Annotated in this window: 20 protein-coding genes; 1 reads left to right on the top strand and 19 read right to left on the bottom strand. The window is 68.3% G+C overall.

Features of this window, described 5'->3' with window-relative positions:
• Positions 1 to 89 precede the first annotated feature (89 nt).
• Positions 90 to 1,397, top strand: coding sequence for a DUF4185 domain-containing protein (locus C5O27_RS13260; protein WP_127962895.1), 1,308 nt, complete (start codon positions 90 to 92; stop codon positions 1,395 to 1,397).
• Positions 1,398 to 1,413: 16 nt separating this feature from the next.
• On the opposite strand, the gene C5O27_RS13255 is transcribed toward C5O27_RS13260, so the two are convergent.
• The 19 genes from C5O27_RS13255 to smc all read right to left on the bottom strand — a co-directional run bounded on the left by C5O27_RS13255 (position 1,414) and on the right by smc (position 20,828).
• Positions 1,414 to 1,806 (bottom strand): YraN family protein, encoded by a 393-nt coding sequence (locus C5O27_RS13255; RefSeq protein ID WP_006357909.1) that lies wholly within the window; start codon positions 1,804 to 1,806, stop codon positions 1,414 to 1,416.
• A gap of 114 nt (positions 1,807 to 1,920) precedes the next feature.
• Positions 1,921 to 2,232 (bottom strand): DUF2469 domain-containing protein, encoded by a 312-nt coding sequence (locus C5O27_RS13250; protein WP_005198978.1) that lies wholly within the window; start codon positions 2,230 to 2,232, stop codon positions 1,921 to 1,923.
• A complete protein-coding gene (locus C5O27_RS13245) occupies positions 2,229 to 2,915 on the bottom strand; it encodes a ribonuclease HII (protein ID WP_035754153.1) in 687 nt (228 codons plus the stop codon). The genes C5O27_RS13250 and C5O27_RS13245 overlap by 4 nt, the downstream gene beginning before the upstream one ends.
• Positions 2,916 to 2,937: 22 nt before the next feature.
• Positions 2,938 to 3,789, bottom strand: coding sequence for a signal peptidase I (gene lepB, locus C5O27_RS13240; RefSeq protein WP_127962894.1), 852 nt, complete (start codon positions 3,787 to 3,789; stop codon positions 2,938 to 2,940).
• A gap of 18 nt (positions 3,790 to 3,807) precedes the next feature.
• Entirely contained in the window at positions 3,808 to 4,149 is a 342-nt protein-coding gene (gene rplS, locus C5O27_RS13235) for a 50S ribosomal protein L19 (protein ID WP_005198975.1), read from the bottom strand.
• A gap of 156 nt (positions 4,150 to 4,305) precedes the next feature.
• On the bottom strand, positions 4,306 to 5,307 hold the full coding sequence (locus C5O27_RS13230) for a hypothetical protein (RefSeq protein WP_127962893.1): 1,002 nt from the start codon (positions 5,305 to 5,307) through the stop codon (positions 4,306 to 4,308).
• Complete coding sequence (locus C5O27_RS13225; protein ID WP_075862618.1) at positions 5,304 to 5,639, bottom strand: hypothetical protein; 336 nt, start codon at positions 5,637 to 5,639, stop codon at positions 5,304 to 5,306. The genes C5O27_RS13230 and C5O27_RS13225 overlap by 4 nt, the downstream gene beginning before the upstream one ends.
• Positions 5,636 to 5,974: a YbaB/EbfC family nucleoid-associated protein gene (locus C5O27_RS13220; RefSeq protein WP_127962892.1), complete on the bottom strand. Its 339-nt coding sequence runs from the start codon at positions 5,972 to 5,974 to the stop codon at positions 5,636 to 5,638. Before C5O27_RS13220 ends, C5O27_RS13225 begins: the two co-directional genes overlap by 4 nt.
• 35 nt (positions 5,975 to 6,009) lie before the next feature.
• Positions 6,010 to 6,729, bottom strand: coding sequence for a tRNA (guanosine(37)-N1)-methyltransferase TrmD (gene trmD, locus C5O27_RS13215; RefSeq protein ID WP_127962891.1), 720 nt, complete (start codon positions 6,727 to 6,729; stop codon positions 6,010 to 6,012).
• Positions 6,729 to 7,262 (bottom strand): ribosome maturation factor RimM, encoded by a 534-nt coding sequence (gene rimM / locus C5O27_RS13210; RefSeq protein ID WP_006357916.1) that lies wholly within the window; start codon positions 7,260 to 7,262, stop codon positions 6,729 to 6,731. The genes trmD and rimM overlap by 1 nt, the downstream gene beginning before the upstream one ends.
• 26 nt (positions 7,263 to 7,288) lie before the next feature.
• Entirely contained in the window at positions 7,289 to 7,531 is a 243-nt protein-coding gene (locus tag C5O27_RS13205) for an RNA-binding protein (RefSeq protein ID WP_006357917.1), read from the bottom strand.
• Positions 7,528 to 7,980, bottom strand: coding sequence for a 30S ribosomal protein S16 (rpsP, locus tag C5O27_RS13200; protein ID WP_006357918.1), 453 nt, complete (start codon positions 7,978 to 7,980; stop codon positions 7,528 to 7,530). The genes C5O27_RS13205 and rpsP overlap by 4 nt, the downstream gene beginning before the upstream one ends.
• Before the next feature lie 400 nt (positions 7,981 to 8,380).
• Positions 8,381 to 9,475, bottom strand: coding sequence for an amidohydrolase family protein (locus tag C5O27_RS13195; protein WP_127962890.1), 1,095 nt, complete (start codon positions 9,473 to 9,475; stop codon positions 8,381 to 8,383).
• A 3-nt stretch (positions 9,476 to 9,478) separates the two neighbouring features.
• Positions 9,479 to 11,038, bottom strand: a complete 1,560-nt coding sequence (ffh, locus tag C5O27_RS13190) for a signal recognition particle protein (protein WP_006357920.1) — start codon at positions 11,036 to 11,038, stop codon at positions 9,479 to 9,481.
• A 38-nt stretch (positions 11,039 to 11,076) separates the two neighbouring features.
• The gene (locus C5O27_RS13185) at positions 11,077 to 13,617 is read right to left on the bottom strand and encodes a [protein-PII] uridylyltransferase (protein WP_127962889.1); all 2,541 of its coding nucleotides are present in this window, start codon (positions 13,615 to 13,617) and stop codon (positions 11,077 to 11,079) included.
• 115 nt (positions 13,618 to 13,732) lie between these two features.
• Positions 13,733 to 14,071 carry a P-II family nitrogen regulator gene (locus C5O27_RS13180; protein ID WP_005198965.1) on the bottom strand — a complete coding sequence of 113 codons (339 nt, stop codon included), beginning with the start codon at positions 14,069 to 14,071 and terminating at the stop codon, positions 13,733 to 13,735.
• 50 nt (positions 14,072 to 14,121) lie between these two features.
• On the bottom strand, positions 14,122 to 15,471 hold the full coding sequence (locus C5O27_RS13175; RefSeq protein WP_127962888.1) for an ammonium transporter: 1,350 nt from the start codon (positions 15,469 to 15,471) through the stop codon (positions 14,122 to 14,124).
• A 210-nt stretch (positions 15,472 to 15,681) separates the two neighbouring features.
• Positions 15,682 to 17,223 carry a signal recognition particle-docking protein FtsY gene (gene ftsY / locus C5O27_RS13170; RefSeq protein WP_127962887.1) on the bottom strand — a complete coding sequence of 514 codons (1,542 nt, stop codon included), beginning with the start codon at positions 17,221 to 17,223 and terminating at the stop codon, positions 15,682 to 15,684.
• Positions 17,220 to 20,828, bottom strand: a complete 3,609-nt coding sequence (smc, locus tag C5O27_RS13165) for a chromosome segregation protein SMC (RefSeq protein WP_127962886.1) — start codon at positions 20,826 to 20,828, stop codon at positions 17,220 to 17,222. Before smc ends, ftsY begins: the two co-directional genes overlap by 4 nt.
• Positions 20,829 to 20,879 lie beyond the last annotated feature (51 nt).

Here is a 20,879-nt window from a genome sequence, read left to right as displayed (position 1 = left end):
GTGACCCATCTCGGGGCCTTCTGTGACACAACTCTAGTAACAATAGTCACGTCCACAACTTCAGCAACACCTGTCACACGGAGGTCTTAGTGCCCAGCCGTTTCACCAAGGGTGTCCGACTGGCGCTGGCGGGAGCTTTCGCACTCGGTACCTCCGCGATCGTCCTGACCGCCGGTACCGGCGTCGCCGAGGCCGCACCGTGCGGCAACCCCGGTGCGGGGTCCGGCTTGTTCGGTTCCTCGGGTTCGTCCGGAAGTTCCACCAGCCCCGAGCGTGGGCCGCAGGGCCCGCTCCCCGTCTACAACGGGAACATCTCGAAGGTTCTCAGCTGGGTCACCGGGCCGCGCAGCAACAACGACACCTACGACCGCTTCGGCATCAGCGGCACCGACCTCGGCATCGCCTGGGACAACGGCCGGGGGCAGACGTTGATGGCGTTCGGCGACACCTTCGGCAATTGCAGTGTCGCCGGTCAGGAATGGCGGCACAACGTCCTGCTGCGCACGAACGACGACGACTTCACCGACGGGAAGATCACCATCCCCGACGGCGTCGCCGGCGACGTGAACTCGGGCACCGTGATCAGGGGTCGAGCGAACTACGCCGAGGAACTCATCCCCTCGCTGGGCATCGCGAACATCGAGGTCACCACGATCCCCACCGCGGCCATCTCGCTCCCCCACGGCAACGGATTCCGGCAGTACATCAACTACATGTCGGTGCGGTCCTGGGGCTCGGCAGGCAACTGGATCACCAACTACTCGGGTATCGCCTACTCCGACGACAACGGTCAGACGTGGAACAGCGACCCTGACACCATCCTCATCAACGCGCCGATCGACCTCGCCCTCCCCGGCAACCTCCGCGCGATCGACGTCAACAACGGAAAGTTCCAGCAGAACGCGTACATGCGCGGACGCCCCGACACCGCCAACGAAGCGAAGTACGTCTACCAGTTCGGTACGCCCAACGGCCGTTTCGGCGCCGCATTCCTGGCGCGGTTCGAACCCGGCGACATCCGCAACCTGGACAACTACGAGTATTGGTCGGGCGAGCGGATCGGATGGGTTGACGACATCAGCAAGATCCATGACACCGAAGGGGTCGTCGTCCGCCAGCCGGTCAGCGAACTGTCCGTGGCGTGGAGCCCCTCCCTGAACAAATACCTCATGCTCGACGGGGACAACGGGATCCGGCTCCGCACCGCGGACCATCCGGAAGGCCCATGGAGCTCGCCGCGCAACATCGTGGCCCCCGGCAACCCGGTGGTCTACGGACCGATGATGTTGCCGAGCTCGCCGGCACTGACGGGCACGGGAAAAGAGTTGTACTTCAACGCCTCCCGCTGGAGCGACTACAACGTCATGCTGATCCGCTCCGACCTCGGCAAGTTGTAGCCCACGCTTCGAAGACTCACTCGTGGACTCCGCGGTGGTGCCTCACACGCACCGCCGCGGCGTCGTCGGGAGTGAAGCCATCCAATTGCACGCTGATGACGTCGAACCGGATCTGATGCCATCGTCGTTCCTGCCCCGTGAGCCAGGTCCGGGCGAGCCGGCGCATCCGGGCGAGCTTGTCCGGGGTCACGGCCATCACGGCGTCGTCGAAGGTGCGGCTGGCACGCGTCTTCACCTCGACGACCACCAGCGTGGGACCGGCCCGGTCTTGCGGGTCGACGGCGATCAGGTCGAGCTCGCCATACCGGTTGCGCCAGTTGCGCTCCAGCACAACCCAACCGAGTGAGCCGACGAACTCGGCGGCGATGTCCTCCCCCAGCTTGCCCACGTGCGCGCGGCGATTGCTCATGCGCTGAAGGTTCCCCGAACACGACTCGGCCGCGGCGGGAACACACCCGCCGCGGCCGAATCTGTGGAGAACCACCCCACCACGCACAGGGTGGCCGGATCACCCCATGAGAGTTCAGGGCTCGTCGGGAAGCCGCAGCTCCGGCTTCTCGAGCTCTTCGATGTTGACGTCCTTGAAGGTGATCACCCGAACCTGCTTGACGAAACGCGCCGGCCGGTACATGTCCCAGACCCAGGCGTCACTCATCCGAAGCTCGAAGTACACCTCGCCGTCGGTGTTGCGGGGAATCATCTCGACCGCGTTGGCAAGGTAGAAGCGCCGCTCGGTCTCCACCACATAGGTGAACTGGCCGACAATGTCCTTGTACTCGCGGTACAGAGAGAGTTCCATCTCGGTTTCGTACTTCTCGAGATCCTCAGCACTCATCCTGTAAGCCTATCTCTGTCGTCGTTTGCGCTGGAGACCACTCGTGCCGCGACGTTCCGGTACGACATGCGGTGTTGTGGTGACGGTCCCGCCGCATCGATGCGGGACATGTGAAGAGCAGTGCTGTATCCCTTGTGGATCGCGAAATCATAGCCGGGCAGGTCGGCGTCCATCGCGACCATGATCCGATCCCGCGTCACCTTCGCGATGATGCTCGCGGCCGCGATGCAGGCCGCGGCCCCGTCACCGCCGATCACGGGGAGTGACGGCGCGGTCAGACCGGGGACCACGAATCCGTCGGACAGCACGTATCCGGGAGTCACGTCGAGTGCGGCGACCGCTCGGCGCATCCCCTCGATGTTCGCGACATGGATGCCGATCCGGTCGATCTCGGCGGCGTCGATGATCACCGCGCTCCAGGCGTGCGCGTACCGGGTCACCGACTGGTACAGCGTCTCACGGGTCTTCTCGGTGAGCCGCTTGGAGTCGTCGAGGTCGGCGAGGGAGGCCAGCTGCGTCGGTTTCAGCACGCATGCCGCGACCACCAGCGGCCCGGCGCACGCACCGCGACCGGCCTCGTCGACCCCCGCGACCGGGCCGAGGCCCTGCCGGTGGAGCGCGAACTCGAAGGTCCGCAGTCCGGCTGCCCGACGGACGGGCGAACGCGGTGGCCAGCGGCTCATGGTGTCTGCAATCCCCACACGGTCATTGCTGAGGATTGATCGACCCGACACCACCGATCCGCGAGAAGGGATAGATGATGGTCCGGACCTTGCCGCGAATGTCGCTGACCGGAACGGTGCCCTGGTACTGGTCGTCGACGTGGTACCGCGAGTCCTGCGAGTTGAGGCGGTTGTCGCCCATCACCCACACGTTGCCCTCGGGCACCTTGATCGGACCGAAGTCGGGGCCGAGGCACGGCGGCAGCTCGTCGCTGACCCCGGAAGCGGGCCCGAAGGCCGCCAGGGTCTCGCGCTGCAGCTCCATGTTGATGTACGGCTCGCGCAACGGCTTGCCGTCGACCTTCACGCCGACACCCTCGTCGTTGCGGCACTCGATGGTCTGCCCGCCGGTCGCGATCACGCGCTTGACCAGATTGTTCTCGTCGGGCGGTGCGAAACCGAACCACGACAGCGCATCCTGCATCTTGTGCATGACCGGGTTGGTCGAGCGCGGGGACACCCAGGCACCGTTCCATGATTCCGACGGTCCCTTGAAGACGACGACGTCACCGGGCTCGGGGTCACCGAAGCGGTAGACCAACTTGTCGATGACGATGCGATCATTGGTGCACCCGTCGCAACCGATCAGAGTCGACTCCATCGACTCCGACGGGATGACGTACTGCCGGCCGATGAAGGTCTGCAGCAGCCAGGTGAGGAGCAGGACGCACCCCACGATGATCGCGACCTCGCGCAAGAACGAGCCGGAACCCGACTTGCGATTGCCGTCCTCGGCCTCGTCCGGATCGGACTTCAACCGCCAGGGACGCTTCTCACCGTCGTTGCCTTCGGTGTCAAGGTCGCGATCGTCGCTGGGTCGCTGTGTGTCGGCCACCTCGTCAGGGTAGACGCGTCAGCGCTTTTCCTTGATCTTTGCGGCCTTGCCGCGCAGATCACGCAGGTAGTAGAGCTTGGCGCGACGGACGTCACCGCGGGTGAGGACGTCGATCTTGGCGATGTTCGGGCTGTGCACCGGGAAGGTGCGCTCAACGCCGACGCCGAAGGACACCTTGCGGACGGTGAAGGTCTCGCGGACGCCGCCACCCTGGCGACGGATCACGACACCCTTGAACACCTGGACGCGTTCCTTGCTGCCCTCGATGACCTTGACGTGGACGTCGAGGGTGTCGCCGGGGCCGAACTCCGGGACATCGTCGCGAAGGGACTGCTTGTCGAGGAAGTCGAGCGTGTTCATTGGTTGGGTCCTATTCTGGCGTGAACGTTGAGCAGAGGAACCTGGCGGGCCTTGCGGCTTCGGACCGGTTCATACTCCGAGTCGTCGGTGCCCGTCACACGGGACAGGCAACCCGACTATTGTGCCAGAGACACCCCGGTCGGACGAAATCGCCGGTCAGCGCTGTGAACCGGGCGCCATCGCGACCACGTCGGCGGCCCGCAGCGCCGACACGGTGGCCGAGTCCATCGGGGTGGCTGCGGCGATCGCCGTGCACGTGATCCCCGAGCTCGTCATGTGTTCGACGATCGCGAGTTCGGGTGCGCGCCCGTTCGCGGTCAGCGCCTCGTCGTCGGCTAGTTCGAGCCCCGCGCGTTGGTATGGCTGCGGATCGTTGGTCCCGACGACGACCACGCGGCGCCCACGGGCTCCGACGCCGACGCCGACCGCGGTCCGGAACCAGCCCGCGATGGTCGGCGGCACCGTCGACTGCAGGGCGTCGGCGCGGCGGCGCAACCAGGTGAGGTCTCCCCCGGCGGTGTCCCGGTCGGCGCCCGACGCGGCGGCGCCCACTGCGGCACCCAGGCCCGCGGCCATCGCTCCGGCACCGCCCATCGCACCCATCGGGGCGAACGGCATCATCCCGCTGGTCGCCGCGGGCGGGGTTCCGCCGGCGGATTGTCCGGCCTCCTCGGACCGTTGGGTGTAGTCGTCGCCGGCAGCCGTCAGGGCCAGACGTCCGGCGCTTGCCGCACTCACCCGCCACGAATCGTCCCCGACCTCGGCGAAGACCTCCGCACGATGCCGGTCACGGTCGGCGACGAGGGCGATCGTCGTCAGCTGCTGCTCGGTCTCCACGACGACATCGGCATAGGTGTCCAATGACGCGGCCATGGCGCGAAGCCGTTCGGCGACGTGGGGCAGGGACTGTGGTCCGGCGCCGGTGACCTCGGCCAGCCCGTCGACGACGGCGTCGCCGAACTCCCCCTCGACGGCCGCGCCGCCGGCGGCCGGCGATGAGTACGCGGCGGTGGCCGAGACGACCACGTCGGTCACCCGTTCCACGGATTCGGCGAGGGCGCGTGCCCGTCGTGCGGCCTCACGGAGCGACATCGGGTCCGCGCCCGGCCACACACCCGGTGCGAGTTCGTCCGCGATCTGTCGGGGCGCAGAGTTCACCGCGGGTCACCGGGTTCGAAGGCGGCTGCGGCGTCGGCATCGGCGGCGGCGAGTGACTCGACGCCGGAGGTCAGCGCCCGCCGATGTTCGGCGAGGCGCGCGACCGCGGTCCGCAGCAGGTCACTCGACTCGATGCTCGCGGGACCGAAACCCCGGCGGAAGGCCATCGCCCCCTCCCCGACCCCGACCGCGGTGTCGATGTCGGCGAGCAGTTCGACGAGTTCGGAGTGCACCGTACCCAGCCGCGCCTCGGCGTTGGCCAGGCGCGCGGACAGATCCGCCGCGGTGCCCACGTCCGCGGCGATCCGGTTCCGGCGCCCTCCGGCCGTCATCGGGTGGTCCGGGCGGTGTCGAGACGGGCGTCGGCGTAGTCCACTCCGGAACCCGTTGCGGCAGCGAGAAGTTCACTGCGCCGGGTACTCAGCGCATGATCGGCTTCGGCGATGAGGGTGGTGAGGAGTTCGGAGAGCTGATCCGCACGGTAGCGACGCAACGCGGTGGGATCGATCGAGATGTCGACGGCGAGGCCGCGTGCATTGACGGTGACGGCGACGAGCCGGTCGCGACTGATCGCACGGGAGGTCAACGCCGACAGCGCGGCACGGGTCTGCGCGAGTTCGGCACGTTGACGGTCGAGTTCGGCGACCATGGCCTCATAGCCCTGCATCTGCCCTCCCCCGTGCGCTCGAGTTGTGCCGAATCCTAGCGGGGATCGGACTCGGGGCCATCGTGGGGATTCACAGGCTCGGCGAGAAGATCCGGCCGGCGGGCACGGGTCCGTTCGAGAGCCTGCTCGTGCCGCCACCGCGCGACCTTCGCATGATCGCCGCTGAGCAGCACCGGCGGGACGTCGAGCCCGCGCCAGCTCACCGGGCGCGTGTAGCTTGGCCCTTCGAGGAGCCCGTCGGAGAACGAATCCTCTTGGTGCGAGCGAGGATTCCCGAGGACACCGTCGATCAGCCGGACCGTCGCCTCGATCATCGCCATGACCGCGACCTCGCCGCCGATGAGGACGAAGTCGCCGAGAGACACCTCTTCGACACGCACCCGGCGCGCCGCGTCGTCGAAGACACGCTGGTCGATGCCCTCATAGCGGCCGCAGGCGAAGACGAGATGTCTCTCGGCGCTCCACCGCTGAGCGGTCGCCTGGGTGAACGGCACACCGGCCGGGGTCGGGACGACGAGAAGCGCGCCGTCGGGGCACACGTCGTCGAGACACGGCCCCCACACCTCGGGCTTCATGACCATGCCGGGTCCGCCGCCGTACGGCGAGTCGTCGACGCTGCGGTGCACATCGTGTGTCCAGTCGCGCAGGTCGTGGACGTCGACGCTGATGCGGCCGGCGTCGATTGCCTTGCCCAGCAATGCAACCCGGAGCGGATCGAGATATTCGGGGAAGATCGAGACGATGTCGAGGCGCATCACTGCGCGCCGTCGGCCGAGTCCGGATCGAGGAGACCCTCGGGCGGGTCGATCACGATGAGTTCGCGGGTCACCGTCGGGACGATCTGCCGCACGAACGGGATGAGGACCTCACGTCTGTCGGGGGTGCGCACCGACAACAGTTCGCCGCCCGGCATGTGCAGCACCGATTCGACGACGCCCACCTCGGTTCCGTCGGTGAGCTGCACGGGGACGCCTTCGAGTTCATGGTCGTAGAACTCGTCCGGATCGTCGGACGGTTCGACCTCCGAGGAGTCGATGAGAAACAGGGTGCCGCGCAGGGCGTCGGCCGCATCGCGTCCGGCGACGCCCTCGAGAGACACCAACAGCCGCCCGGAGTGTTCCCGGGCGGCTGTCACGGTGAATCCACGTTCTCCGCCACCGCGCGGCAGTCGGCCGCGCAGCACCGAGCCGCGAGCGAAACGCAGTTCGGGTTCGTCGGTACGGACGTCGACGACGAGTTCGCCACGAATGCCGTGCGACTTCACGACGCGTCCGACGACGAGATCCACGATGCGTTCGTCCTGCGAGTCGGCCGTCAGCGGTCGGTGTCGACGATGTCGACGCGCATGCCGCGTCCGCCGATACCGGAGACGAGGGTGCGCAGGGCGGTGGCCGTCCGACCGTTGCGGCCGATGACCTTACCCAGATCGTCGGGGCTCACGTGGACCTCGACGAGCCGGCCGCGACGACCGGTGACGAGGTCGACCCGGACGTCGTCAGGGTTCGAGACGATTCCGCGGACGAGATGCTCGACCGCGTCGGCGACCACAGCGCTCACGCGTCACCCTCGGCGGCAGGAGCCTCGGCGGCAGCTTCCTCTGCCGGGGCCTCGTCCTTCTTGGCGGCCTTCTTCTTCGGGGTGGTGGCCGCGGCGACCGGCTCGTTCTCGGCGGCGGCGAGCGCAGCGTTGAACACGTCGAGCTTGGACGGCTTCGCCTCGGCGGTCTTCAGGGTGCCCTCGGCGCCCGGCAGGCCCTTGAACTTCTGCCAGTCACCGGTGACCTTGAGGATCGCGGCCACAGGCTCGGTCGGCTGTGCGCCGACACCCAGCCAGTACTGGGCGCGCTCGGAGTCGACCTCGATCAGCGAGGGCTCTTCCTTCGGGTGGTACTTGCCGATGGTCTCGATCACCCGGCCGTTGCGGCGGGTCCGAGCGTCGGCGACGACGATGCGGTACTGCGGGTTGCGGATCTTGCCGAGCCGCGTGAGCTTGATCTTGACAGCCATGTCTTCTTCTACTTTCGTGTGGTCACTGCGCAATTCTGCGACCCACCCGGAATGGTGGACCCGGTTTTGCGTCTGTTTCGGTGTGACCGTCGGGCGGCCGTGACCGCATCCGACGAACCGTCGAGCCATTCTGCCAGACCAGAGGCTCCGGAAAGAAATCCGGCATGTGGTTGTCCACCCCGCGAGAACAACCACATGCCGTACGTCGCCAACGCCACTTGCCTACCGATGAATTCGGCCCCCAGGCTTGCGCGACCCTCACCGAAACCCCGTTTTCACCCCCGGTTTCGGCGGGGTCTGCACTGAGCTGATCGGTTCGCCCCTTACGAACCTGTGCAACGCGGTTGCTACCTTACGCGGCAGTAGGTAAACGCAACCAGCAGTCACCTTGTGGCGTTGCTCACAGAATGTTTCGGCCCGACGACACCACTGCCTGCGGATGACGCAGGACCCCCAGGTCATCGCAAGGGTTCTCGCCGTAGACCACGAAATCGGCGCGGTCGCCGTCGGCCAGGAGGTCGGCGCCGAGCCACTGTCGAGGTTGCACGGACGCTGCTGCGATCGCCCCGGCGTTGCCCAGACCGACCTTCGAGAGCGCCTCGATCTCGTCGACGATGCGCCCGTGCTCGACGAACCCGCCGGCGTCGGTCCCGGCGAAGATCGCGACCCCGGCCTCGCGGGCGGATTCGAACACCTTCGGCGCGTCGGCGTGCAACCGGCGCATGTGGGCGGCGTAGGTCGGGAACCGCTCGGCGCCGTCGGCGATGCCCGGGAAGTTCTCCACCTGGATCATGGTGGGCACCAACGCGATCGAGCGTTCGACGAGCTGATCGATCAGATCGGCGGTGAGCCCGGTGCCGTGTTCGATGCAGTCGACACCGGCTCCGATGAGGTCGACGAGGGCGTCGGTGCCGAAGACGTGCGCGGTGATCCGGGCGCCGTGTTCGTGTGCGACGGCGACGGCGGCCTCGATCTGGTCCCGCGTCCACAGCGGCGCGAGGTCGCCGGCGTCGCGGTCGATCCAGTCCCCCACGATCTTCACCCAGCCATCGCCGGCCCGCGCCTGGCGTGCCACCTCGGCGGCCAGCTCGTCTGGGTCGTCGAGGTCGACTCCGTAGTCGCGCAGATAGCGCTTGGGCCGGGCGATGTGCTTGCCGGAGCGGATGAACCGCGGACACGCCGGATCATCGTCGAGCGGGTGGGTGTCGAGCGGTGAGCCGACCTCGCGGATCAGGAGCGTCCCGGCCCGGGCGTCGGCGTACGCGAAACCGCGGGCCTGCTCGATGTCGACGCCGAGGCCGGGTGCGATGCCGACGTGATTGTGGGCGTCGACGAGACCGGGCAGAATCCAGCCGCCGTCGACAGCGGTCTCGGCATCGGCGATGGCCGTGTGGCTGATGGTCTCACCGGACACCCAGAACTCGATCGGTTCGCCGGTGAGCGGATCGGTGCCGCGGTAGTGGCGGGCCGTGTCACCCACCGCCGTGCCACCCATCGGCTACTTCTTCTTCTTGGGCTGGAACTGGGAGACGTCGATGCCCTCGAGGCCCGGCGGCAGCTGGTCGAGTCCGGCGGGCATGTTGGACAGGTCCGGGAAGCCGGCGGGCATACCACCCGGCATCCCCGGGAAGCCACCGCGCACCTTCGGCGGCGTGGGACCGCGTCCCTTGCCCTTCTTCCCCTTCTTGCCCTTGCGGTTGGACTTCCGGTTCATCCCGCCCATGCCCATGCGCCCCGACATCTGGGCCATCATCTTGCGGGCCTCGAAAAAGCGGTCGACGAGCTGGTTGACCTCACTGACGGTCACGCCCGAACCGTTGGCGATACGCAGGCGGCGCGAGGCGTTGATGATCTTCGGGTTGTCCCGCTCGGCGGGGGTCATGCCGCGGATGATCGCCTGGACCCGGTCGAGCTGCTTGTCGTCGACCTGCGACAGCGCGTCCTTCATCTGGCCCGCGCCGGGGAGCATGCCCAGGATGTTGCCGATGGGCCCCATCTTGCGGATCATCAGCATCTGTTCGAGGAAGTCCTCGAGGGTCAGCTCACCCTGCGTGATCTTGGCCGCGGCGGCCTCGGCCTGCTCGGCGTCCCAGTGCTGCTCGGCCTGCTCGATGAGGCTGAGCACGTCGCCCATGCCGAGGATCCGGCTGGCCATGCGGTCGGGGTGGAAAACGTCGAAGTCCTCGAGCTTCTCGCCGGAGGACGCGAACATGATCGGCTGACCGGTGACCTCGCGTACCGACAGGGCGGCACCGCCGCGGGCGTCGCCGTCGAGTTTGGTCAGCACGACACCGGTGAAACCGACGCCGTCGGCGAAGGCCTCGGCGGTGGTGACCGCGTCCTGACCGATCATCGCGTCGACGACGAACAGCACTTCGTCGGGCGTGGTGGCGTCGCGGATGTCGGAGGCCTGCTTCATAAGCTCGGCGTCGATACCGAGGCGGCCCGCGGTGTCGATGACGACGACGTCGTAGTGCTTGGCCTTCGCCTCCTCGACACCGGCTCGGGCGACCGAGACCGGGTCGCCGGAGGTGACGCCGAGTGTTCCCTCGCCGCCGACGCCCGTGCCGGGGTGCGGCGCGAAGACCGGCACGCCCGCACGCTCGCCGACGATCTGCAGCTGCGAGACCGCGCCCGGACGCTGGAGGTCACAGGCCACCAGCAGCGGCGTGTGTCCCTGCTGCTTGAGCCAGTTGCCCAGCTTGCCGGCGAGGGTCGTCTTACCGGCGCCCTGCAGACCGGCCAACATGATGACCGTGGGCGGGTTCTTCGCGAACCGCACCCGGCGGGTCTCGCCGCCGAGGATGCCGATGAGTTCCTCGTTGACGATCTTGACGACCGTCTGGGCCGGGTTCAGCGCCGCGGAGACCTCCGCACCCTTCGCCCGTTCCTTGATCCGCGCGATGAAGGCGCGCACCACCGGCAGCGAGACGTCGGCCTCGAGCAGGGCGAGCCGGATCTCGCGGCAGGTGCGGTCGATGTCGGCATCGGAGAGCCGCCCCTTGCCGCGGAGGTCCTTCAGGGCACCGGTCAACCGGTCGGAGAGGGAATCGAACATGGGTCCCATCCTTCCATGTGGTTCCCCGGTCATTCCATTTAGGAGATCGGCACTCCGGACCGTCCCGTCCCGCCGGGCGTCTGCGGGCCGTCCTCCTCGTCACGCTTGGGCTGCGGCGGCGGGCACACCGCGATGATCGCGTCGGTGATCGTCGCACGCAACTGCTCGGTGTCGGCGGTTTCGGCATTCGGGGCCAACCGCAGGCTGAAGATGTCGACGACGGTCGCACCCAGGGTCGAGACCTTCGCCCACCGGATGTCGGCACCGAACGTCTCCAGCACCGAACTCACTCGGCTCAGCAACCCGATCCGGTCGTCGGACCGGACCTCGAGCACCACCGCCCCCTCGGCGGCGTCGGGCTCCGGGGCATCGAGCCAGGTCACCCGGGGCGGCGCGACCGCGAACAGCGCAGGCACGGCGTTCTTCGGATGACCTGCGCCGTCGACGTCGGGGTCGGTGCTGCCGGCACTCGCCCCGAGGCTCACCATCGTCCCAGGGAGAGTGCTGACCGTGGCGATCGTGGGTATCGGCGAATCCCGCTCGCGCGCGTCGAGACGCGCGAGGACGTCGAGCTTGCCGTTCACCGCGGCGATGAGCTGCTGGCGGAGCAGACCCGCGTCGGGCGGACTGCCGAACATCGGCACGACGATGAAGGAGTTGATCGCCTTGCCGTCGACGCTCTGGGCGCAGGCCTTGTGCGAGCGCAGACCGCCGAGCGCGAGCACCCCGGCCATCTTCGACAGCAGACCGGGCTGGTCCGGTGCCACCATCGTGACGTCGTAGGTGTGCTGACCGTCGGCGCGGACGAGCCGGACCGCGTAGTCCCCCTCGGCGGCGATCGCCAACTGCTCGGGGGTGAGCGGCTCGGGCACCGCGGGCGGGATGCCGTCGATGTGGCGCATGGACCGCCGGACGAGCTCGCCGATGAGTGAGGCCTTCCATTCTCCCCACACGCCGGGACCCGTTGCCAGCGAATCCGCTTCGGCCAGTGCCGCAAGGAGTTCCAGCAGCACCCGGTTGTGACCCAGGGTGGTGGCGACGAATTCGGCGGTGGCCGGGTCGTCGAGGTCGCGGCGCGTCGCGACCTGCGGCAGCAGCAGGTGGTGCCGCACCATGTCGGACAGGATCGTCACATCCTGCGGCCACAGGCCGAAGCGATTGCCGATCTGGACGGCGAGCTCGGCGCCGACGATGCTGTGGTCGGCGCCGCGCCCCTTCCCGAGGTCGTGGATGAGCGCGCCGAGAACGAGGAGATCGGGCCGCGAGACCCGCGTCGTCATCGAACTCGCATATGCCGCCGTCTCCACGAGGTGACGGTCGACTGTCCAGGTGTGGATCGCGTCGCGCGGCGGGAGGTCGCGAACCGCACCCCATTCCGGGAGCAGTCTGCCCCACAGTCCGGTGCGGTCGAGCGCCTCGATCGGGTCGACCATGTGGTGACCCGAGCTGAGCAGGACCAGCAGGTCGCTCAACGCCTCGGCCGGCCACGGCTCCCGCAGTTCCGGTGCGTAGTCGGCCAGTCGGCTCAGGGTCGATGCGCTGATCGGCAGACCCGTCCGCGCCGACGCGGCGGCCACCCGGAGGATGAGTCCGGGGTCCTTGCTCGGAATCGCGTTGCGCGCCAACACGATCTCACCGTTGTGCTCGACCACGCCCTCGTCGAGCGGCCGACGCAGCGGTGAACGGCGCAGCTTGGCCAGCCCGCGACGCGGGAGAGCATTCCCCGCGGTCCGCAGACCGACGTCGATGGAATAGCTGATGGTTCGGGCGGAGTCGCTGATGACGCGCGCCAGGTCGAACCGGTCCCCGATCCGCAGCGCGGCACCGATCTCGTCGGCGTCCTGGGCGCGGACCTGCTCGCGCGGGCGACCAGCTATGCGGTGCAGCTCGGTCCGGATGTCGAGGAGACGCTCGTACGCGACCTGCGGTCCGGCGCCGGGGGAATCCGGCCGCAGATTCGCCATTCCGTCGGTGAGCTGGGCGATCGCCAGGGCACCGAGGAGCTGGACGTCGCGCAGCCCTCCTCGACCGTTCTTCAGGTCGGGTTCCGCGCGGTGCGCGATGTCGCCGGCACGACGCCAGCGATCCTGCGCATGGGCGACCACGTCGGGGAAACGATTACGGATGTCGTTGCGCCACTGCTGGCGTACGCCACCGATCAGCAGGCTCGACAGGTCCTCGTCGCCTGCGATGTGGCGGGCCTCGAGCAGGCCGAGGGCGGCGGTCACGTCCTCGCCTGCGACCTGCAGCGCCTGCGGCACGGTCCGGACGCTGTGGTCAAGGGGAATGTTGGCGTCCCACAACGGATACCAGAGCCCGTCGGCGACCTCGGACACCCGCTCGACGGGCATGTCGTCGTGCAGCAGGATCAGGTCGAGGTCGGAGTACGGCAGCAGTTCGCCGCGTCCCAGACCGCCGACCGCGACGATCGCGAATCCGCTGTGGGACTTGATGCCGAGCTCGGCGCCCTTGCTGGTGAGCCAGAACTCGTGCAGGTCGACGAGCACCTGGCGGAGCGCCGGTGCGTCGAGTTTCCCGTTCCGGCTCGACTCGGTGAGCTGCCGGCGGGTCTTGGCCAGGTCGGTGGCGGCTACGGGAGGCTCCTCGGTCTCGGGGGTTGAACGGTGCGGCCCCGCGCCCGACTCGTCGTCGGACGCGGGGCCGCGCTGGGGTTCAGAAAGGGCACGAGCTCACTTACAGAGCGTCGCCGCCGCGCTCGCCGGTGCGGACGCGCACCACCGACTCGACCGGCGAGACCCACACCTTGCCGTCACCGATCTTGCCGGTACGGGCGGCCTCGACGATCACGTCGACGACCTTGTCCACGGCCGAGTCGTCGACGACGACCTCGACGCGGACCTTCGGCACGAAGTCGACCGAGTACTCGGCGCCGCGGTAGACCTCGGTGTGGCCCTTCTGGCGTCCGTAACCCTGGACCTCGCTGACGGTCATACCCAGGATTCCCGCCTGCTCCAGGCCGGCTTTGACGTCCTCGAGCGTGAACGGCTTGACGATTGCAGTGATCAGCTTCATTTGTTATCCCTCTCCACGGGTGTCAGCGTAGTAGCGATTTGGCGTGAGCGTCATGCCAGCTCGTAGGCAGTCTCGGCGTGTTCTGCCTCGTCGATGCCGCTCTTCTCGTCCTCATCGCTGACACGCCAGCCGAGCGGCTTGAGGGCGAAGGCGATGATCGCGGTGAGCACAGCGGTGAAGGCCAGCGCGAAGAAGGCGATGACCGCCTGCACCACGAGCTGCTTGTAATCGCCACCCCAGAGGAGACCGACGTCCTTGCCCAGGAGACCGATGGCGAGGGTGCCCCACAGGCCGGCGACCAGGTGGACGCCGACGACGTCGAGCGAGTCGTCGTAGCCGAACTTGTTCTTCATGCCGATGGCGAGGGCAGCCAGAGCACCGGCGATGACACCCAGGATCAGCGAGCCGACCGGGGTCAGCGCACCACAGGCCGGGGTGATCGCGACCAGGCCGGCCACGATGCCCGACGCGGCGCCGACGCTGGTGGCGTGCTTGTCGCGGATGAGTTCGACTGCGAGCCAGCCGATGATCGCGGCGGCGGTCGCTGCGGTCGTGTTGACCCACACCTGGCCGGCGAGAAGGTCGGCACCCAGCTCGGACCCGACGTTGAAACCGAACCAGCCGAACCACAGGAGTGCCGCGCCGAGCATCACGAACGGGATGTTGTGCGGGCGGTAGGCGGTGCGACCGAAGCCGACTCGCTTGCCGATGATGAGGACCAGCACCAGCGCCGCGATACCGGCGTTGATGTGCACGACGGTGCCACCCGCGAAGTCGATCGGTGCGACATTCGCCTCACCGTCGGTGGTTCCGAACAGTTTCGCCGCGATGCTGTCCTCGCCGGCGCCGAGGAGTCCGCCACCACCGACGAGTCCGCCCCACACCATGTGGGACAGCGGGAAGTAGACGATCGTCGACCAGATGACGGTGAAGACCATCCAGGTCGAGAACTTGACGCGCTCGGCGAGCGCACCGGAGATGAGGGCGACGGTGATGACCGCGAAGGTCAGCTGGAATCCCATGAAGATGACGGCGGGCACCGACAGTCCGGCAGTGACGTACTGCTCGGTGTCTCCCTCGCCGATCGTGCTCATGAGCTGATCTGAGCCGAACAGCGCGAACGGGTTGGCGAAGAGACCGAGAATATCGCTCTTACCGGTGATGCCGTCGCTGAACGACATCGAGAAGCCCCACAGGACGTAGACGACGCTGATCGACGCCAACGCACCGAACGACATCATCATCATGTTCAGGACGGACTTGCCGCGCGCCAACCCCCCGTAGAAGAACGCGAGACCTGGGGTCATCAGCAACACAAGCGCGGCCGACACAAGCATGAATGCCGTGTTGCCCGTGTCGATCGGACCAAACGATTCGTTTGGCAACTGAGCCAAAACCACTGTGAAAACCTCCTCAGGATGCGCCGACGGCTCGGCGCCTCCCAAGACTTTGTCGGCACTCGGTTTCGGCAGTGGTGCCTTGACGTTTCGGGCACGTAACCCGATGAACGATTTATATTTCGCTCAGGTAAAATACGAGGTTGCCTCTGAGGCCTGTCTCAGTTTCATCCCGGCACTACTGCGCCCCGGTTTGCCGATCGTGAATCGACTTCACAGCAGTGCGTCGACGAACGCCTCCGGCTCGAACGGTGCCAGATCGTCCGCGCCCTCGCCCAGACCCACCAGTTTCACCGGCACCCCGAGCTCCTTCTGGACATGGAAGACGATGCCGCCCTTGGCCGTGCCGTCGAGCTTGGTCAGCACCACGCCGGTGATGTCGACGACCTCGGCGAACACCCGCGCCTGCATCAGACCGTTCTGGCCGACGGTGGCGTCGAGCACGAGCAGCACCTCGTCGACGGGCGCCTTCTTCTCCACCACTCGCTTGACCTTGCCCAGCTCGTCCATCAGGCCGGTCTTGGTGTGCAGTCGGCCCGCGGTGTCGATCATGACGACGTCGACACCCGTGGCGATCCCGCGGTCGACCGCGTCGAACGCCACGGCGGCCGGATCGGCCTGCTCCTTGCCGCGCACGATCTCCGCTCCGACCCGCTCACCCCAGGTCTGCAGCTGATCGGCGGCGGCCGCACGGAAGGTGTCGGCGGCCCCCAGCAGTACGCGACGCCCGTCGGCGACGAGAACACGGGCCAGCTTGCCGGTGGTCGTGGTCTTTCCGGTGCCGTTGACCCCGACCACCAGCACGACGGCCGGACGCCCCGCATGCGGCAGCGCGCGGATCGACCGGTCCAGGGTCGGATCGAGCTGCTCGACGAGCACCCGTTTCAGGAGAGCCCGCGCCTCCCCCGCGTTCTTCACCGGGTTGGCGGCCAGTTCCGTACGGAGGTTCTCGACGACGGTCATGGTGGTGGCCGTACCGAGGTCGGCCATCAGCAGGGTGTCCTCGATCTCCTCCCAGCTGTCCTCGTCGAGGTCACCCGCGCCGAGCAGACCGAGCACGCTCTTGCCGATCGCACCCTGCGACCGCGACAGCCGTCCGCGCAGCTTGCCCAGACGCCCCGCAGTCGGCGCGATCTCCTCGCGCGGCGGTGCCGCCACCGCACCCGACGCATCGTCGGGCGCTGTGGTCACTGGAGGTTCGACCACCGGCTCCTCGACCGCCGGAGTCTCGACCGCCGGGGCCTGGGCTGCCTCCGGCGCCTCCGGCTCGGTGGTTTCCGGTTCTGCGACCTTCGCCTCCGGCTCGGTCGTCTCCGGCTCGACAGTCTCCGGCTCCGCCTCGGCCGGTTCGATCACATCCGGGAGGGGCACCTCGGTGATCCCGCGGCGGTGGGAGTCACGCGGGACCGCGGCGTCGTCCCCGACCGTGGGCTGGCCGTCGACGTCGGTACGCTCGCCGGCCGGCTGGACGGGCGGCTCGGGCTTGGGCTGGGGCTCCGTCTTGGGCTGCGGTTCCGGCTTGCGCGCCGGCGGTTCGGCCAGGGCTGTGTCGCCGCGACTGAAACTGAAGCCCGACCCCGCCTGGTATCCCCCGGACCGGTCGACCTGACGCGTGGTGCCGTCGACGATCTCCGGCTGCGTCGTGGTGTCGGACAGCGAGATGCGACGACGACGCGCCAGCACCAGTCCGAGCACGATCAGCGCGGCGATGACGACCACCGCGATGACGATCCCGATGATGATTCCGGTGTTCACTGGCTGGTGTCCTCCTGTTGAGCCACGGGCATGTTCACGCCGCGCATGCGCTGCGAGATGACGGTCGTGATGCCGTCCCCGCGCATGCTGACGCCGTAGAGGGCGTCGGCGATCTGCATCGTGGGCTTCTGATGTGTGATGACGATCAGCTGCGATTTCTCCCGCAACTGCTCGAACAGCTTGATGAGTCGGCGCAGGTTGGTGTCGTCGAGCGCCGCCTCGACCTCGTCCATGACGTAGAACGGCGACGGGCGGGCGCGGAAGATCGCCACGAGCATCGCGACCGCGGTCAGGGACTTCTCCCCGCCCGACAGCAGCGACAGCCTCTTCACCTTCTTACCCGGCGGCCGGGCCTCCACCTCGATGCCGGTGGTGAGCATGTCGTTGGGCTCGGTCAGCACCAGGCGGCCCTCACCGCCGGGGAACAGCGTCTGGAAGACCTGGCCGAACTCTCGCTCGACATCGGCGTAGGCCTCGGTGAACACCTGCAGGATGCGGGCGTCCACCTCCTCGATGACGTCGAGCAGGTCCTTGCGGGCGGCCTTGATGTCCTCGAGCTGCGAGGACAGGAAGTTGTAGCGCTCCTCCAGCGCCGCGAACTCCTCGAGCGCGAGCGGGTTGACCCGGCCGAGGGTGTTGAGGTCCTTCTGCGCCTTCTTCGCGCGCGCCTCCTGGGTGGCGCGGTCGTACGGCATCGGCGCCGGGGCCACCACCTGGTCGCCACGCGCCTTGGCCTCCTCGTACTCCTGCATCTCCAGTGCCGAGGGCGGCATCGGTACGTCGGGACCGTATTCGGCGATCAGGTCGTCGGGTGACATCGCGAACGTCTCGAGGATCTGCTCCTCGAGCTGCTCGATGCGCAGTGCCACCTGGGCGCGGGCCACCTCGTCGCGATGCACGGTGTCGCGCAACGAGTTCAGCGTGGTGGTCAGTTCACCGGCCCGCACGCGCAGCTCGTCGAGAGTCGCCGACCGCGCGATCCGGATCTCCTCGAGTTCGTCGCGACCCGCCTGCGCCGACGCGACCGCCGCCGCGAGACGTTCGGCGACCCGGGCACCGGCCCGCTCGACCGCCGCCGCGACACCCGCGGCCTGCCGGCGGATCTCGTCCTGACGACGCGCCCGTTCCCGTGCTTCCCGCTCACGCTGGGCGGCTCGACGCAACGAGTCGGCCTTCCCACGCACCGAGGCGAGACGTTCCTCGGCGGTGCGCAGTGCCAGACGGGCCTCCATCTCGGTGCCGCGGGCGATCCCGACCGCTGCCGCGGCCGTGGACCGCTCGGAGTCGTCGGCCGCCATCTCCGGTCCGGAATCCGACTCGTCGCGGGCCAGCCGCAACCGTTCCTCGAGTTCGTGCAGGGATTCCAGGGTCTCGGCGCGCCCCTTTTCCAAGAGGTTGCGTTGACGCGTGAAGCGATCGGCCTCCGCACGGGCGGTGCGGATCTCGTGGCCGAGCCGGGCCATCTGCTCGTAGGCGGCGCCGACACTGGAATCCGATTCGTGCAGCGCGGCGAGCGCTTCCTCCGCCGCTTCGCGGCGTTCGCGCTGTTCGGTGAGAGCACCGTCGAGTGCCGCCTCCAGCTCTTCGACGCGGCGGCGGGTGGCGGCGAGTTCCTCGGTCGCGGCGTCGATGGCCGACTGCACCTCGAGCGTCGACGGGCGACGCGACGAGCCACCCTCGATCGACGCGGGGCCGATGCGGTCGCCGGCGTGGGTGACCACGCGCACGCCGTGGCGACGGGCGATCTCGAGTCCCTGGGCCGGATCGTCGACGACGACGGTGTCGGCGAGGACGGTGTCGATCGCGTTGCGGATCTCCGGCCCGCAGGTCACCGCCGAAGCCGCCCACCGGGCACCGTCGGGAAGGTCGAGGTCTCGTGATCGGACGGATTCGGTGAGGCCGCCGCAGATCAGCGCGGCCCGTCCCCCGTCGCCGGATTTGAGTGCCTCGAGCGCACGGATGGCCGCCATGCCGTCAACGGTGACGATGCCGTCGACCGCGGGGCCGAGGGCGCCGGCGATCGCGGTCTCGAAACCGGGCTCGACGGTGAGCAGTTCCGACATCGGTCCGAGTAACCCGTCGGGCGCGTTGTCGAGCAGCCAGGCACCGCCGTCGTTGCGCTCGAGACCCATGGCGAGGGCTTCCACGCGCGCCGACAGCGAGGCGATGGACTGCTCGGCTTCGCGGTGCTCGGCCTGCAGGGTCGCGGCGCGTTCGTTGGACAGGTTCAGCGCGGCGACGCACCGTTCGTGGTGTTCGTCGAGGGCCTGCTCGGAGGATTCCAGCTGCGCGAGTTCGCTCGCCGCCGAATCTTGTTGTGAGGCAGCATTTTCCGCACGCTCGGTGGCGTGGGCGATGGCAGCGGTCAAGCGGTCGGCCTCGGCGTCGACCGATTCCGACCGCGTCCGCAGGTTGTCGACCTGGCCCTCCAGACGGGCCAGACCCTCCCGACGGTCGGCGATGGCCTGGACGGCGGCCAGGTGTGCCGCTTCCGCGGCCTCGGCGATCGATTCGCGCTCGCGGAGCACCTCGCGTGCCGTCTCGAGCTGTTCGGCGGCGATCTCGACGCCCTCGGTCAGTTCGGCCTCGAGTTCGGCGGCTTCGAGGGCCTGTTCCTCGAGTTCCTCGGGATCGGGTCCGGTGGCCTCGGTGGCGGTCTCGCTGAGGTAGCGGCTGCGTTCGGCGGCGACCCGGCGGGTCGCGTCGACGCGTTCGGCCAGCGCCGACAGCCGGAACCAGGCGCGGCTCGCCGCCGCGGCGGCCGGGGTGACCTCGGCGAGATGCTGTTCGTGTTCGGCGACCTGCGCGTTGGCCTCGTCGAGTTGCTCGGCCACCTCGTCCTGGCGGCGCCGGACCTCGTCCTCGACGGCGGCGTGTTCGGCCATCTCGGCTCGGCGGATCACCAGGTCGTCGGCGGCGAGGCGCAGCCGGGCGTCGCGGAGATCGGCCTGCACGGTCTGCGCCCGGCGGGCGACCTCGGCCTGTCGGCCGAGCGGCTTGAGCTGACGCCGTAGCTCGGCGGTGAGGTCGGTGAGGCGCGCCAGGTTGGCCTGCATCGCGTCGAGCTTGCGGACCGCTTTTTCCTTGCGTTTGCGGTGTTTGAGGACGCCGGCGGCCTCCTCGATGAACGCGCGACGGTCCTCGGGACGCGACTCCAGGATCGCCGACAGGCGGCCCTGGCCGACGATGACGTGCATCTCGCGGCCGATACCGGAGTCGGAGAGCAGTTCCTGCACGTCCATGAGGCGGCAGGTGCTGCCGTTGATCTCGTACTCGCCGGCGCCGTCACGGAACATGCGGCGGGTGATCGAGACCTCGGAGTATTCGATGGGCAGCGCACCGTCGGCGTTGTCGATGGTCAGCGTGACCTCCGCACGCCCCAGCGGCGGACGTCCGGAGGTGCCGGCGAAGATCACGTCCTGCATCTTCCCGCCGCGCAGCGCCTTGGCGCCCTGTTCGCCCATGACCCAGGTCAGGGCGTCGACGACGTTGGACTTACCCGAGCCGTTGGGACCGACGACGCACGTGATACCCGGCTCGAAGCGCAGGGTCGTCGCCGAGGCGAACGACTTGAAGCCCTTCAGGGTCAGGCTTTTGAGGTGCACGACGGTACAGAGTACTCACCATCGCGATGCGTTTCGGGCAACGCTCACCGT

This window comes from Gordonia alkanivorans (genome assembly GCF_004011905.1).
Lineage (GTDB): Bacteria > Actinomycetota > Actinomycetes > Mycobacteriales > Mycobacteriaceae > Gordonia > Gordonia alkanivorans.
Note: the sequence above shows the minus strand (reverse complement) of the source record. Positions and strands in the feature narration are given on the sequence as shown.

Coding starts and splice junctions, on each gene's coding strand:
- C5O27_RS13225 (WP_075862618.1), bottom strand. CDS start 5,639: ATGACGGCCGGAGGGCGCCGGAACCGGATCGCCGCGGACGTGGGCACC.
- ffh (WP_006357920.1), bottom strand. CDS start 11,038: ATGTTCGATTCCCTCTCCGACCGGTTGACCGGTGCCCTGAAGGACCTC.
- C5O27_RS13220 (WP_127962892.1), bottom strand. CDS start 5,974: ATGCAGGGCTATGAGGCCATGGTCGCCGAACTCGACCGTCAACGTGCC.
- C5O27_RS13255 (WP_006357909.1), bottom strand. CDS start 1,806: ATGAGCAATCGCCGCGCGCACGTGGGCAAGCTGGGGGAGGACATCGCC.
- C5O27_RS13180 (WP_005198965.1), bottom strand. CDS start 14,071: ATGAAGCTGATCACTGCAATCGTCAAGCCGTTCACGCTCGAGGACGTC.
- C5O27_RS13250 (WP_005198978.1), bottom strand. CDS start 2,232: ATGAGTGCTGAGGATCTCGAGAAGTACGAAACCGAGATGGAACTCTCT.
- trmD (WP_127962891.1), bottom strand. CDS start 6,729: ATGCGCCTCGACATCGTCTCGATCTTCCCCGAATATCTCGATCCGCTC.
- rplS (WP_005198975.1), bottom strand. CDS start 4,149: ATGAACACGCTCGACTTCCTCGACAAGCAGTCCCTTCGCGACGATGTC.
- rpsP (WP_006357918.1), bottom strand. CDS start 7,980: ATGGCTGTCAAGATCAAGCTCACGCGGCTCGGCAAGATCCGCAACCCG.
- C5O27_RS13195 (WP_127962890.1), bottom strand. CDS start 9,475: ATGGGTGGCACGGCGGTGGGTGACACGGCCCGCCACTACCGCGGCACC.
- C5O27_RS13245 (WP_035754153.1), bottom strand. CDS start 2,915: ATGAGCCGCTGGCCACCGCGTTCGCCCGTCCGTCGGGCAGCCGGACTG.